This is a genomic window from Candidatus Yanofskybacteria bacterium, from assembly GCA_016181175.1.
In the GTDB taxonomy this organism is placed as follows: domain Bacteria; phylum Patescibacteriota; class Minisyncoccia; order 2-02-FULL-40-12; family IGHO2-01-FULL-4-A; genus 2-01-FULL-44-17.
In genome coordinates, this window is sequence record JACOZV010000001.1 from 51,865 (window position 1) to 66,165 (window position 14,301).

General features: G+C 43.9%; 13 protein-coding genes and 4 tRNA genes. 7 read left to right on the forward strand and 10 right to left on the reverse strand.

Annotated features, from left to right (window positions below; translation table 11 throughout):
• Positions 1-116: 116 nt before the first annotated feature.
• The 3 genes from HYT61_00310 to rplS all read right to left on the reverse strand — a co-directional run bounded on the left by HYT61_00310 (position 117) and on the right by rplS (position 748).
• Positions 117-191 (reverse strand) — tRNA-Val (locus tag HYT61_00310).
• A gap of 47 nt (positions 192-238) precedes the next feature.
• Positions 239-322, reverse strand: a tRNA-Leu gene (locus HYT61_00315).
• 9 nt (positions 323-331) lie between these two features.
• Positions 332-748: a 50S ribosomal protein L19 gene (gene rplS / locus HYT61_00320; GenBank protein ID MBI2062679.1), complete on the reverse strand. Its 417-nt coding sequence runs from the start codon at positions 746-748 to the stop codon at positions 332-334.
• A gap of 270 nt (positions 749-1,018) precedes the next feature.
• Here rplS and HYT61_00325 point away from each other — a divergent pair, with 270 nt between their 5' ends.
• Positions 1,019-1,720 carry a hypothetical protein gene (locus tag HYT61_00325; GenBank protein ID MBI2062680.1) on the forward strand — a complete coding sequence of 234 codons (702 nt, stop codon included), beginning with the start codon at positions 1,019-1,021 and terminating at the stop codon, positions 1,718-1,720.
• Between the two features lie 15 nt (positions 1,721-1,735).
• Here HYT61_00325 and HYT61_00330 read toward each other — a convergent pair whose 3' ends face one another.
• Positions 1,736-2,620, reverse strand: a complete 885-nt coding sequence (locus tag HYT61_00330) for an RluA family pseudouridine synthase (GenBank protein ID MBI2062681.1) — start codon at positions 2,618-2,620, stop codon at positions 1,736-1,738.
• A 77-nt stretch (positions 2,621-2,697) separates the two neighbouring features.
• Here HYT61_00330 and HYT61_00335 point away from each other — a divergent pair, with 77 nt between their 5' ends.
• Complete coding sequence (locus tag HYT61_00335) at positions 2,698-3,693, forward strand: hypothetical protein (GenBank protein ID MBI2062682.1); 996 nt, start codon at positions 2,698-2,700, stop codon at positions 3,691-3,693.
• Between the two features lie 35 nt (positions 3,694-3,728).
• On the opposite strand, the gene HYT61_00340 is transcribed toward HYT61_00335, so the two are convergent.
• From HYT61_00340 to HYT61_00360, 5 genes are all read right to left on the reverse strand, one after another.
• Entirely contained in the window at positions 3,729-4,409 is a 681-nt protein-coding gene (locus HYT61_00340) for a hypothetical protein (GenBank protein ID MBI2062683.1), read from the reverse strand.
• Positions 4,410-4,639: 230 nt separating this feature from the next.
• Positions 4,640-4,712 (reverse strand) — tRNA-Val (locus HYT61_00345).
• A complete protein-coding gene (locus HYT61_00350; GenBank protein MBI2062684.1) occupies positions 4,703-4,912 on the reverse strand; it encodes a hypothetical protein in 210 nt (69 codons plus the stop codon). The genes HYT61_00345 and HYT61_00350 overlap by 10 nt, the downstream gene beginning before the upstream one ends.
• Positions 4,912-4,986: transfer RNA gene (locus HYT61_00355), tRNA-Ile, on the reverse strand. The genes HYT61_00350 and HYT61_00355 overlap by 1 nt, the downstream gene beginning before the upstream one ends.
• Positions 4,987-5,066: 80 nt before the next feature.
• Complete coding sequence (locus HYT61_00360) at positions 5,067-6,887, reverse strand: ATP-dependent metallopeptidase FtsH/Yme1/Tma family protein (GenBank protein MBI2062685.1); 1,821 nt, start codon at positions 6,885-6,887, stop codon at positions 5,067-5,069.
• 111 nt (positions 6,888-6,998) lie between these two features.
• On the opposite strand from HYT61_00360, the gene HYT61_00365 reads away from it, so the two are divergent.
• The 5 genes from HYT61_00365 (at position 6,999) to HYT61_00385 (ending at position 12,838) form a co-directional block, all read left to right on the forward strand.
• Complete coding sequence (locus tag HYT61_00365) at positions 6,999-8,033, forward strand: hypothetical protein (protein ID MBI2062686.1); 1,035 nt, start codon at positions 6,999-7,001, stop codon at positions 8,031-8,033.
• Positions 8,034-8,181: 148 nt separating this feature from the next.
• Positions 8,182-9,576, forward strand: a complete 1,395-nt coding sequence (locus tag HYT61_00370) for an MBL fold metallo-hydrolase (GenBank protein ID MBI2062687.1) — start codon at positions 8,182-8,184, stop codon at positions 9,574-9,576.
• Positions 9,577-9,890: 314 nt separating this feature from the next.
• Entirely contained in the window at positions 9,891-11,021 is a 1,131-nt protein-coding gene (locus HYT61_00375; protein ID MBI2062688.1) for a hypothetical protein, read from the forward strand.
• 193 nt (positions 11,022-11,214) lie between these two features.
• Positions 11,215-11,970 carry an NUDIX domain-containing protein gene (locus HYT61_00380; protein ID MBI2062689.1) on the forward strand — a complete coding sequence of 252 codons (756 nt, stop codon included), beginning with the start codon at positions 11,215-11,217 and terminating at the stop codon, positions 11,968-11,970.
• Entirely contained in the window at positions 11,963-12,838 is an 876-nt protein-coding gene (locus HYT61_00385) for a cold shock domain-containing protein (protein ID MBI2062690.1), read from the forward strand. The genes HYT61_00380 and HYT61_00385 overlap by 8 nt, the downstream gene beginning before the upstream one ends.
• 223 nt (positions 12,839-13,061) lie before the next feature.
• On the opposite strand, the gene HYT61_00390 is transcribed toward HYT61_00385, so the two are convergent.
• The gene (locus HYT61_00390) at positions 13,062-14,285 is read right to left on the reverse strand and encodes a 30S ribosomal protein S1 (protein ID MBI2062691.1); all 1,224 of its coding nucleotides are present in this window, start codon (positions 14,283-14,285) and stop codon (positions 13,062-13,064) included.
• Positions 14,286-14,301: the final 16 nt, after the last annotated feature.

Consider the following 14,301-nt stretch of genomic DNA (forward strand, 5'->3'; position numbering starts at 1 on the left):
GCCGTACTTTTGTACAAGGCAAGTCTAAAATTCTGGATTGAGCTGAAGCAGTTCAGCTCAATCGCTGACCCGCGGCACAGACATAACAAAAACCACCGAATCGGTGGTTTTTGTTATGGTGGGCGGTATAGGATTCGGACCTATGACCCTCTCAACGTCAATGAGATGCTCTACCACTGAGCTAACCGCCCTCACAGTAGATCTTAAAAATAAGGATTTGTTTGAGGTTTTTCTACTGTGCGCGGGAGAGGATTCGAACCTCCATGCCCTTGCGAGCGCTACCACCTCAAGGTAGTGCGTCTACCAGTTTCGCCACCCGCGCATAATTTTCTTAAGATTCTTGGATTGAGCTGGTTTCTCGGGTTTTGTTTTGGGATTTAGAGCCAGAAACTTTTGGTTCGATAAGCTTTGTTTTTTTACGGGTTTCGCGTGCAGTTTTGTGGCGAAGATAATAAAGCTTGGCTCGGCGAACTTTTGCGGTTTTAATAATTTCAAATTTTTCAACGGCAGGGGAATGCAATGGAAAAATACGCTCCACGCCAACGCCGTTTGATATTTTACGAACAGTAATTGTCGCACTAGATCCTGAGCCGTGTTTTTGAGCAATAACAATACCCTCAAAGATTTGAGTCCTTGTTTTCGCGCCCTCCTTTATCTTTTGGTAAACCTTAACCGTTTGACCGGAGCGAATATCCGGTAGCGTTTTATTAGTCGATAAAGTTGAATTAAAATGATGCAGTATATTCATATGTAAACACTATATATTAACCTACTTTTTATTGCAAGAAAAAAGTCAGCTTCCAGCAGTCAAATTAACCAAGAATTACATTGTATTATAAGTTATATTATAAACCAAAATACTTCAAAAACAATTTTTAAAGTAAATTTAATTTTATTAGTCTAAACGCCTTGTTATATATAGCAAGAATTTATGTATAAGTCTAGAAAATCAAACGGGGGATAACTAATTTGGGTGTTACGATGGACTATGCTAGTATATTAGTAATAAATAATCACCGTGGTTCAGTTTAGTAAAAACTTACAAAAAAACGCGGCAATCGACCTCCGTAAGAAGGGACTTTCGTATGCTGAAATTAAAAGAGAGATTTTAGTACCCAAATCTACCCTTTCCACGTGGCTTAAGAAGATAAAATTAAGCGAATCCCAGATCCAAAAACTAAAAAATAGACGGCTTAAAATTGCCAGAGATAATTCCCAGAAAAAAATTTTAATAACCTCTCAAAAAATCGAAGAAATAAAAAATTCTTCAGCTAAAGATTTAAAGAAAATTTCTAAAAGAGAACTTTGGTTGATGGGGGTTGTGCTTTATTGGAGAGAAAGACTTTTGCACAACAACGAAAGTGATTTGCGTAAAGGCGTCCGTTTCACAAGTTCCGATCCCAGTATTATAAAATTCTTTTTGAAGTGGTTACAAGATATTGGTCAGTTGGAAAAAGAAGAAATTGGATTTGACATCTTTCTTATTAATGGAAAAGTAGCAGCGGAAGCAATTGATTACTGGTCGCAAATTACTGACTTACCCAAGGACTATTTTCCCCGTGTTTATTTTCAAAAGAACAGAAGAAAAAGAACCAAGAAAAAAAGTTCAAAAAGGGCGCATCACGGTTTATTAAGGGTGAGAATAAAAGCGAGTTCTATGCTGGCCAGACAAATTTCTGGCTGGGTAAAATCTATAGTTGATGAGATTGATAAACATTAATAAAAGTATGACAGTTTAGTAATCTTTTGTAGCCACTTCTAGAGTAGATAAAAATTCATTTAATTCTTGTGGAAGGTCGGTTTCAGCCGTTAACGCTTCACCAGCCGGAGATACAAAAGACAGCTTTTGCGCATGTAGAAATAACCGTCCCAGCCCCGGGGGGCAGGTGTTGTTTTTGCCGGCATAAAGCGCATCACAAACAACTGGATGGCCAACTGATTTTAGATGAACGCGGATTTGGTGAGTGCGCCCAGTTTGCGGGGAAACTTCCAAGAGAGAATAACTCGCGGTGTGTAGCAAGTGGTAACTTAAAACTTTGTATTGGGTAATAGCTGATTTTTCTTTAAGTTCGTGTTTTCCGTGGACTTTGGTGGTTTGTCGGGTACTGCCTGTCCGGCCTGGAAGTTTAGCAAGCGGTGTTTCTATCACGCCGCTTTTGTTTTTGAGGTGGCCGTAGACTAAGGCTAGATATGTTTTTTTAATTTTGTGTTCTTGAAAAAGTTTTTTAAAATAGTCAAAAGCTGATTGTGTTTTTGCAGCTAATAATAACCCAGAGGTTTCTCGGTCTAGACGGTGAACGATACCTGGCCTCAAATCCGTCCATTTATCCAGCACCAGTTTGGGCTCTTCCAAACTGGTGCTGGACGAGCCGACTCCTGTGCCATAGGGGTCGCATACACTGGCTACTTCCGGATATTTTTCCAAGAGCCAGCCGACCACGCTTTCACTTTTGTCCTGGCGATTAACGGGATGCGTCCCGTTAGAAGTAGCCTCGCCGAGGTCCTCCGGACTCGCGCCTTTGGCGCGAGCGAGACTTCTAACGGGATGCGTTAAAAGCCCAGCGGGTTTATCAATAATTAAGAAATCGCGGTTTTCGTAAATAATTTTGATTCGAGCCATTAGGCTCGGTGTTGACTTTTCCATAGTAAAGAATATTATGCGGCAATAATTGTGCTTTGACAAGTAAAAGAGGAATAATGATGCACAAAGGAAAAGCCAAGAGTTCCCAACTGATTCTTTATCCAGACGGGACACTTTATCATATAGACCTCAAACGTTCGGATAATATCCCGTTGAATATTTTCTTGGTTGGAGCGGCTGGACGTGTTGATGAAATTGCCAAATATTTTAACCAAGTAACTTTTTCACATCGCAACAAAGAGCGCCCCGAATTTTATATTGTATCAGGCATATATAAAGGCGTGTCAATGGCGGCTATGTCTATTGGTATAGGCGTGGCCAATGTTGAGATTGCACTCAATGAATTACATGCCCTTTTCGAATATGATCATGTGAAAGATTGCTGGAGCGGCGCGCCCGCTAAGGTAAATATCATCAGGGTAGGTACTGCCGGAACTACATTGAAAGAAATTCCCATAGGGACGCTAGCAATTTCTTTTTACGGTTTAGGTTTGGATAATTTAGATAATTTTTATTGCTGTTACCGGTATTGTGATAGGCAATATCAGCTTTTAAAAAATATGGCAATAAGTTTGGAAAATGAATTTCAAAAAACTCAACTTGGAAAGCTCATCAAGTCCTCTTATGTTTCTCCTGCTGACCGTGAAATCGCTTGGGTGTTGAAAAATAAAGCCTGCGAGATTGATGAACTGGCAATGATTGCAGGCGGCATTACCCTTGCCTCACCCGGATTTTTTGGCCCTGAAGGCAGAGCAATCGGTCGTATACAGACCTTATTTACCCAGCATGATTTTGTTGAGACAATTTCAAATTTTGAAAGCCACGGTTTGAAGATTGTTAATATGGAAATGGAAACAAGCATTCTTTTCCGTCTTGCCAATGAAATACTCGGCTGGCGGGCGGGGGCGATTTGCGCGGTTTTGGATAATTTGCAAACCGACGAGATGATCGATTCGGATTTTGCCAAAGAGCGGGTCCATGTTTGCATTAAGGTAGCGCTAGAAGCGATGGTTGCTTTGGTGAATAAACCAGTATTAATACTAAAAAGTTAATAAAAATCGGCAATAATGCCGTTTTTTTTGTTTGTTTAAGGATTTTTCCAGAATGGCGTAGAAGCGCCAACAATTAATTTTTCAGGTGGCAAAAAGTCCCAGAGTGGTTCTACTTGACTTAACTTTCTTACACCGCCAGACAGTTTTTTAATCAAATTGGGTGCGGCTTCGTGCATCCATTTGATATGTTGAATTTTTACTTCTGGTGGCACGTTATCAACCATCGTTGTGGAAGTTTTTACACAAAAAGCCTTACTGGTTGCAACCAACTCGGTCGCTAATTTTATCTTATTTTCATCATACCAGGGATGTCCGCTTTCTATGATAACTTTAGTGGCGTCCGGAAATATTTCTACTAAACAAGTGAGCTCGTCAATAATTTCAGCAAATTTGCCCTCACGGAGAAAGGCGGTGTTTAGTACAGTATCAATTTCATTGGCTCCGGCATCACTTGCAATAATTGCCGCGCAATGTTTTAAAGATATTCCACCTCTTCCTAGAGGAAAATCATTTACAACGGATACCAAGATTCCGCTTCCTTCGAGAATCACCTTACACAGTTTTATTACGTTTGGATCTGGCAAAACGCAAACAGATCTAATAACAGTTCGATTTTCTTCCTGCAGAGCTTCTTCGCAGAAACGTTTAAAATCTGCCAATGTCGTATCCGGATATACAAGAGTATAGTCGACATAAGCTTTTTTTGTAGGATTCATTTGTGCCCCCTGATTTAAAAGTTCGAATCTAAAAGAGTAGTAGCATGCTTAAAAAAAATAAGCAATAAACAAAATTAAGTGTGGGCGCTGAGAGATTTGCCTACGAATCAAATTTTCTTCCGAAAATTTGTTCACAGGCTGTCCCTCGCGGTTTTGCCTCCCAATTGTCGGCAAAACATCGCTGCGGTCTTCAAATCCTCACGCAAGCAAATAAATTTGCTTGCTAGCGGTGGGCGCTGAGGGATTTGAACCCCCGACTTCTTCCGTGTAAAGGAAGCACTCTGGCCACTGAGTTAAGCGCCCTTTTTATTTGATAACCATGAAATGCAAACTCCTGCGAAGTTAATCAAAAAGCCAATAAATATGATTATGTGGAACGGAGTGATAAGACCTTCGGGAGATTTTATCCCTATATCAAAGTGATGCAAAATATCTAGAAGCATGCCAACCGCTTCAACACCTGTCCCTACGAAGCTAATTTTAATTCCTGTTTTGAATTGCATGGTGCGGCCGGTTGGATTCGAACCAACAGCCTCGGTCTTATAAGGACCTTGCTCCGCCATTGAGCTACGGCCGCGCTGATTTCATTCTCAAATCTAACAAAAAAGACAGTTGCGGACAATTGTAAAAAAGACAAGACCATGAATTTTGATACGTTTAACTGACTAGCGCGTAGAACTCTTTTTGTTCAAGAGTTTCTTTTTCTATGAGTTTTCTGGCTATTTTTTCAAGAGTAGCCATTTTTTTGTTTATTATTTCCTGGGCTTTCTTAAGTCCTTTTGTAATAAAACTCTTAACCTCACCGTCTATTTGGAAGGCAATTTCGTTAGAATAATTTTTTTCGGTGCCGAGTTCTTTGCCGAGAAATACCAGTTCTTCTTTTTCGCCAAAAGTTATTGGCCCCAATTTGTCAGACATGCCATATTGCGTGACCATTTTGCGTGCAAGTTCCGAAGCAACTTTTAAATCATTTGAGGCACCAGTTGTTAGTTCATTAAATATTAATTTTTCTGCGGCGTAACCACCCAAAAGCACTGCCAATTCCGATTCAAATTCTGAACGCGATCGCAAGTGTTTGTCTTCGAGGGGTAATTTAAGTGTATATCCGCCGGCTCGTCCACGCGATACGATGGAAACTTTATGTATCGGATCGGTGTGCGGCAAGGCGGTGGCAACTAAAGCGTGGCCGGCTTCATGATAAGCGGCTATCTCTTTTTCTTTTTTGGTAAACACATGCGATCTTCGCTCCGGACCGAGCATGACTTTTTCGATTGATTGCAAAAGATTTTCTTGCGTGATCTCTTTTTGGTTTTTACGAGCGGCTAAAATTGCAGCTTCATTGAGCAAATTGGCCAAGTCTGCGCCTGAAAATCCCGGTGTGCGTTCAGAGACGACTTTTAGGTCGGTATTTTTGGCGAGTGGCTTATCCAGAGCATGTATGTGGAGTATTGCTTCACGGTCTTTCATGGACGGCTCATCAAGTATTATGCGTCGGTCAAATCGTCCCGGACGTAACAATGCCGGGTCTAATATATCCGGTCGGTTAGTTGCTGCCATTACTATGACGGCATCGTTTGTATCAAATCCATCCATTTCAACAAGTATTTGGTTGAGGGTTTGTTCGCGTTCATCGTGGCCGCCGCCAAGCCCTGCTCCGCGGTGTCGGCCAACGGCGTCAATCTCATCAATGAAAACAATCGACGGCGCGGTTTTTTTAGCCACTTCAAAAGTATCGCGTACGCGGTTAGCGCCAACTCCCACAAACATTTCTACAAATTCAGAACCGGACACATAATAAAAAGGAACCCCAGCTTCATTAGCCACTGCCTTGGCAAGTAAAGTTTTGCCTGTACCTGGTGATCCTACAAGTAGTACTCCTCTAGGAATGCGAGCGCCTAGTTTTTGGAATTTCTTGGGATCACGCAAAAACTCCACAACTTCAGTAATTTCTTCTTTAGCTTCTGTAAGTCCAGCCACGTCACCAAAAGTAACTTTCTTTTTGCCGTTGCCGTCGTTGCCAGCTAGACGCGCCTTAGTTTTTCCGAAAGTAAAAGCAGACATTGATCCCCGTTGAGCTTGGCGGAACATGAACCAAAACAAAAAGACAACCAAAAGGAACGGAAGAACTATTGGCAAAAAGTTCACAATATAGAATCCGAATCCCGATTCATTTTTTACATCCAGACTAACTTTGGTTAACTTATCTTTTTCAGTACCCAGGTTTATCAGGGTATCGCTAACTGATGAGCCGGCTTCTTTTTTGGATGTTTCCTTTTTGCTGTCATTAAGCACTATATCTAGTTTTTCTCCGCGCACAGTAACTTCCTTAACTTGGCCTTGGTTTATTTGGTTAACCAGGGTAGTCAGTGAAATTTCGTTATTTTCTTGAGAAAGAGGTGAGCGTATAATCGCGACAAAACCTGATATAACCAAAAATATCAGGAAAACGATAAGGACATATTTAATTAATGATTTCATAATTAAAAGTACTTTAACATTAAAATTTAAAAGATTCAAGCTGCCATTGACTTTTATGGTATAATTTGATAACATTAAGAAAGTAAGTTCGTTCACAACTAAGGAGTTAATATGAATTCACAGATGGGCTTGCAGGTAGCCCAAACGACTTGCGATCAGGAAGCGGTGGTGTCGCGCAAACGGCAACGCGTGCGCGGCACCACCAAAACGAGAAAACAAGTTCCACAAACCCACTCCCGCCGTCGTTACCTAAGGATGGCCATTGGTTTCACTCACGAGATAGTTGAAGGCTATCTTGAGCGTTGGCGAAAGGAAGTCCAAGTCTGGGTTGGTCGGGAGAAGAAGTGGGTTTCTGCTGAGCAGGCCGATCCTGATCAGCAGGTAACGGATCGGAATACCGGACAGTCGTGCTATCGTCAGGTTCGGTTAACTGACGAAGACGGTTTTCCGACGGAACGGTGGGTAGAAACTGGCCGATACCCGTCTATCCCAACAGTGATTAGGTTTGAGAAGGGTGCGCCCCTTCCAAACATAATCAAAACAGCAACACCGCGAGAGCAACGACACCATTCTGATCAGTGTGCCGGCGGATTCCGGTTCTTTTATGTCGAGCCGCCAAAACCGTCTCGGCCGTCGATTCAGTGGATTCCGGCCAGTGATACAGAAAAGCGGCGAGAGTTTTTGAAAAGTTTGCCGCAAGCTTCGCCGGAAATCCAAGCCATCCTCAACAATCCGCCCGAACCAGAACCTGTCCCAGAGCAGTGGTTCCGGGTAGATCTTCCGGAGGTTGCCATGCAGGACAACCAATGGGAAGAAGGCGGATATGAGGAAGACCCTCCGCCGGATGCGAGGGTAAACTTTCCCCAGGGCTGGTGCTGCAAGCTCGTCCAACAGCCGAAGTTTAACTTCGGCGTGATCGCTGACCCCAACTGGATATACGTCCAGTTGCCTTTCCATTATTGGTCCTGGGATTACGAGCGTAAAACCGGTCGTCCGAAACAAGTTTTCAGGACTGATAGTGCCGGTGGGCGGAACGGAAGTGTGGAATGTGGCATCTGGATTCCACGCTGGTTGCTGGTACCCATCAATACCAGAGAAGCCCGTGAAATCTTTGACCTGCTTGAACAGCAGGTCAAAGAGCAATAACTTACGAAAGGCAAGACCGGCAAATTGCCCAACGTTTTTCACCCCCCGCTTGCGGTCAGCGGGGTTTTTATTGCTTGACGCAATGTTTATTAAATGATACAATATAACTTCGTTGTTGTTTTACAATTGTATTACAAGGAGAGAGAAAATGCCCAGTTTAAGAATCAAAGGTCTTGGAGGTATTAATGAAATTGGAGCCTCATCTGCCCAAATTGAATTTCCGGATATTAACCGGAATATTCTTATTGATTCCGGTGTCCGCATGGTTAATAACCGTGGTTATAACGGTGGTCTAGTAAGACGAACCGAGGGCCACGCTTTACCAGACGTGAGAATTGACAGTGTCCTGATTACTCACGGACACAGTGATCATCATGGTAATTTGCCTCGCCTTTGGCCGGGAATTATTGCGGCCAATCCCGAGGCTAAGGTCTTTATGACCAGACCTACTTTTTATATCGCTGGTAATCTCTGGTTCAACACCTCTTTCTTAATGGCCAATGGAAAGATCAGCGTTGATTTGGATTATGAGGCCAATTTTACCGAAGGTATGAGGATGATTCTCGAACAGGCGGGGAAGAACCTGGTTACAAAACCCGGCTGGACGGAAATTTTCCCCGGCGTTGAAGCGTATTTCGGTCCCAATGGGCATATCAGGGGATCGGCGTTCATTGTTGTGCGAGCCAATGGTAAGCTAGTGATGTTTTCGGGCGACATATCGGTTTACGATAGCCCGACAGTTAAAGGCATGAAGGTGCCGGAAGAATTTATCGGCAAACTTGATGCAATTTTTGTTGAAGCAACATATGGTGATCGCGTGTTGATACCGCGATCGGAAGAAGAAGACAGAATGGCATATCTGGCGAAGGAAACCATTGGTCGGGGAGGAATATGCCTGGCTCCGGCATTTGGAGTCGGCCGTAGTCCTGATGCCGTTCTAGCGCAAGAGATAAGAGGAGTTGCACCCCTATATGTTGATGGCATGGGGAGGGACTCACTCGATATTTGCGCAGATCCAAAAAAAGGATTCTGGTGTGAGCTGGATCATCTGTCTGATGTTGATTTGTCCGCATCAGGAATAAAGTACGTAGGAAATAGCGGTGAGCGCAAAGATTTAATTTACGAGGGGAGCGGATTTAGTGTGGTAACAACCGCCGGAATGATAGTTGAGGGCAGTTGTGCCTATCAATACGCTACCCGAAACGGTTTTCTACGAGATAGTTTTAACCGGTTGCTTTTAACCGGCTACCAGGCCGAGAATACTGAGGGGCGAGAGATAGAAGAGGGCGTCTCGGTGGGAAGGCCGATTCATTTAGGGGGTCGGTTGATACAAGTTCAGGCCGATGTGCCGCCGCGATTACAGCTTTCTTCACACGCCGACGGTCTGCAAATAGCTGATATTGTTAAAACCCTTCAGCCCAAAAAAGTTTTTATCAATCACGGTAAAGATAGCGGCCGTGAGGGGCTGAAGCACAATCTTGAGTCTCTTGGTTTTGGTGGAGACGTATACTTACCCCGAAATGGGGACGTGATTGAAATTTAAATTAAAACCGGCTTAATATAGCCAAAGCCCTTGTTTAATCTCACTGTTTGCCGCCAAGGCATAGTGGGATTGACAAGGGTTTTTTAATTTGCTATAATTAAGCAATAAGATAGAAAACAGGTAGGAACCTTTAAAACACACTTTTTAAAACTATTTTTAAGAGGGTTGCGGGAGTAAGCAAAGCGAATACAAAAATGGTGAGTAAATTTGCGTTCGGTTTGCTTATTCTCGTACCTTACCGGGAACCGGTGTGCGGGGGTTTGCGATCCAGTTCTTAATTTTGTTGAAGAACTGGGTCTCCTCGAGGAGATACCATGTATAACAAGTACAATTCTCGTAGGCGCGATCCGCGCCAGACGCTTCCGACCGTTTTTCCCGCGAACTTAGAGTTTCGCGGGATGAATGGAACGATCAACCTACAGTCGGCAGATGAGGCTGCTCACAAGGCCTTCTTCGCAAACTTGAAAAAGATTGATGAGGGAACGTTACGTGAGTCCGTAAGTCAGGCCGGCGAAGTGTTCGATGTCGAACGGCTCAAGACCGTTCTCAAGACCGGAGAAACCTTGTTCGCCGGCTACGAGCTGGACGGGCCACAGCGTGACTGTGGTATTTGCGGAACGACGTTCCAGCCTGTCCGGATCCAGTTCCTTCACAAGGATCAGACGCCAGGGGTCGGGGGGAACTTTGCCACCCTGAAAGTCGAAACTCTCAAAGAGCTAATCAGCAAGGGTGGAGAGTTGGCGGAGCTTGTGAAGTCGTTGTCCGATGCGATGACGACGGAGGTAATGGGCAACGAGCCCGTACCTTCCCACGCGAAGCTACTTCCGGTATGCAAGGAGTGTCGGGGCATGCTTCAAGACCGGTTCGGAGTTCCAACTTTCGCGCTGGAAACAGCGCGAGAGGGATTGCTTGGCGCCAACAAGAGGATTGGTGTGGTGGCGAACAGATCTGCTGTAGCCGAAATCCTGGAGCGTTATCAACGACCCACCAATCGCCCGGTCGGATCCGGCCCCAGTAATGGCCGCCGGTATGATCGGGATCCCCGCGATTACGGTCGCAATGGTCGTGATCAAAGGGAACAGAGGCCGAGAGTCAACTGGTTCGGAGCTTCTTTGGAAGAGCCGACGGCCAAGGCTCTGACGGCAGCCGGTTACTCCAACCTGGCCGACGCGCTTGCCGATGCCGAATCTGGCAAGCTTGTTGACAAGGGGATCGCTCACCCCGGCTCGATCGGGCCGATCACATTCGTCCTCAAGCGGGCGAGTGAGGGTCGGCAAGTTGTCGGCCAAGCGGCGGCAGTCGTTTCCTCTCGGCAGGGGATCGTGCAGGAAGCTCCGGGAGCTAAGCCTGCCAGGAAGACGACCCGGAAGAAGACGCTCACTGCTCCCAAGCCGTCGGCGCGTTCCAGAGGCAACGGGATTGAGATCTCTAGCCTCCGTGACTAGGAATAGCTAGAACTTCCTAGTCACATAATCCGTCCCGAGAGCGTCAGCAAAATATTGCTGACGCTCTCGGGCGGTTTTTTTATTTATAAATCCCAGAAAGTGAATAAGCAATTTAGATTGACACGATAACAATTTTAATGGTATTATTAATCTAGCGGATTGCCTCCGCCAGTTCCTTAACAGGAGGTGGCTCATGCCAACACAAGAGTCATTACAAAGGTCAAGAAAAAAAGGATTTTTACTAAGACGAGCCGCTGAAAAAGAAGCGCGTCTAGATGGAAAATCTGGGGCCATAAATAAAGAATTAATTTTGAGTACAGCCCAAGACTTCAATTGTTCCCTTAAACCAGAAAGTGCCAGTGATATGGCTAAGGTTCTGAAGCTGGAACAAGAATATTTTGAAAATGCTATGACTTCGGCGGAATTGGAATGTTTTTCACGCCAAACCGTTGTGGGTATTGGCCAGTATTTTTCGAGAGGTAAGAGGAAGGGTTATGTCCTCGTTTTGAACGAGTTCAAGAGGATGTTCCCGGACAACGAAGAATTTGGTTTGGGCTTTCCTGGCGGTAGAGTTAGGATAGGCGAATCACCGCATGCCAGACTTCAAAAAGAGAGTCCCGAAGAAACTGGACTGATTTGTGAAGTTTTAAATTCCGATCGGCCTCCGGTGGCGGAACACAAAGTTGGCGAAGAAGAACATCTTTTTTCTGCCTACGAAGTGAAGTATGTAGGTGGTAGGCCAAGACCTGCTCCAACCAAGGATGAGCCAATTACGGCAATCGTTTTTGTTGATGAGGAAACCCTGCAGAATGTTTGTAAGACCAACGGGCGACTCAGGATAAAAATCGAAAAAAAAGAGCTAATCGTAGGTATTTTACCAAACCACAGACGGGTTTTCTTGAAGTATTTGCATATGAAAGAAGCGTGTGGGGGAGGGAAAAATGTATAACTTTCCGGAGCAATTAGCCCTCTTACAAAAATTGGGTGTAAATTGGATAAGGGTTTACAAAATTTCCAATGAAAAAACTTTTCCCGGCGATAAACTGGTTGGAGGTGTCGAACTGCCAGTGCAGAACGATCAAGGGCTTATCGTTAGCTACGATGCTAAACTGAAAACAACCTTCGTTTTGGCTGTTGAAGTTAAGCATAATGTTGATCTTCTTATGGTTTGGACCGAGGGTAGTGACCGAAGAATTAGAATTCTTCGGGGTGAGACGCCAGATGATACCAGGACGGCATTTTATGCCAAGCGTATTCCTACTGACAAGACATTATGCGGGGAATATGTTACCAAGAGTAACGACAGACAGGGAAACAGTGTTTGGGCAATATCTACTGCTGACAGCCGACTTCGTATGTGGGAAATAGCCATTGTAACAGTTGTGGTTGGCGGCCGCTCTCAATATTTTATATCGTTGCAGGAAGTTTATACGGCAGCAATGTTTACGGCCAATGGCGACATCTACGTTCCCGAAGAGGAATTTCCGGGCTACAAAGACTGGGAGAGTTTGCAGGTATTGCTTAATACAAGAACCGACCCTTTTTTTCTTAGACCGCTTTCTGAATACCAAAAACAGGCTGAGAAAATTAATGAAGCGGAAGTCGTGAACGGTAACCAGGCAAGAATTCTATGGTTTAATCAGGCCAGGGGTTTCGGTTTTGCAGAGATTCCCGGTGAAGAACAGAACCCGATTTTTCATAGGACATCGGTTGAAGATCAAATATTTCCCGCATTCAAACCAGGTCAAATTATAAAATATGCTCGTATTGAGCGTACGCCCAAAGGAGTACAGTTGAGAGGCGTATCAGAGGTTTAGCCGGTTTAGTCAATTTTTAATTATTTCCCGTTGCTCGCGTATCGCGCGAGCAACGGGATTTTTATTACTAAAACTCCCGCGTTACGCGGGAGTTTTAGTAAGAGATTTTAATTCGATTTTAGTTTGTTTTCTGTTGTATGTTTTTTTAGTTTTATGTATTTGCACCGGTTTTAATTTAATCGGTCCCCGCGAGATTTTAATACTTGGGGGTCGGGTGATTTTTTTACTGGACATTTTTTTGTATCCCGTACGAGACAGAGGCACGCTGTGTGCCCTCGCGGTCTCGTTTGGGATGTATCGTAAGCAAGATTTTGTGATCTGAAATATCAATTGAGATTATAGCTACGTAAATTTCATCGCCGATCTTAAACATTTCTGTGGGCTTGGTTTCGCCAAATTCGGAATTTGGTAGGAGGCCGGCAATTTCATCATCAAGCTTAACCCAAACTCCGTAAGGTGTCATTTTTACAATATGGCCGGAGACTGTTTGGCCAACTTGGTATTTTTCTTCAATTTTTTCCCAGGGATTTGTTTTAAGCGCCTTGAGAGACAGGGAAACTTTGTTGCCATCAATGCCGATTATTTTTGCTTTTATTTTTTGTCCAGTTTGTAAAAAATCTCGCGGATTCTCTACTAGCTTCCAATCGATTTCGGATATGTGTATTAAACCCTCAACTTCACTTATCGGTTTACTATTTTCTTCTTGCAAGAGTTCTGGTTGTTGTGATGCCTCAATTTTTGAACTATCTTCCGACGGTAGTGTGATCAACGCGAAAGCTCCGAAATCAGTTACATCGGTAATTTTGGCATCTACTATGTCGCCAATTTTAAATTTGCTTAACTCTTCTTTAAGTTGGGCGTCGTTAATTGCTTTTTCTGAAACAATCAGCTTGTTCTCATCTTCTGAAAAATCTATAATTTTAACTTGTATTTCTTGATTGCGTAATTTTTGCAGTGCCTGGACGATTTTGGTTGTGTCGCCACCTTCAACCTTAGGATAGTGTTCGGACGACAGTTGTGATAAGGGCAAGAAACCCTGAATGCCGTCAATTTCTACAATTAGGCCGCCTTTGTTAATGTTCGCAATTTTAGTGGTGATAATTTCTCCATCATCTCTTTTTTTCTTGATATCTTCCCAGGCAGTTGTCATCTGTGCACGCTTGAGTGACAATTCACGGTAGCCGTCCTCATTTTCAAGATCCAACAAAATAGTTGAAACCGTCTGGCCGGGCTTAAGTGTTTTTTGTAAATTCGGATTGTCATAAAATTCTCCCGGGTAAACAACGCCAGTGCCTAGTGGACCCAAATCAATCATCACTGCATTTTTGCTTGCACTTAAAACTTCCCCGGTCATTACCGCGCCCATTTTGGGCAAATCAAAACCAGACTTTGCAAGCAAGTCCTTCATGGAGAACCCCTCACCGTTAATTTGAGCACCAATTTCCATATTTAAATGAGCCTAG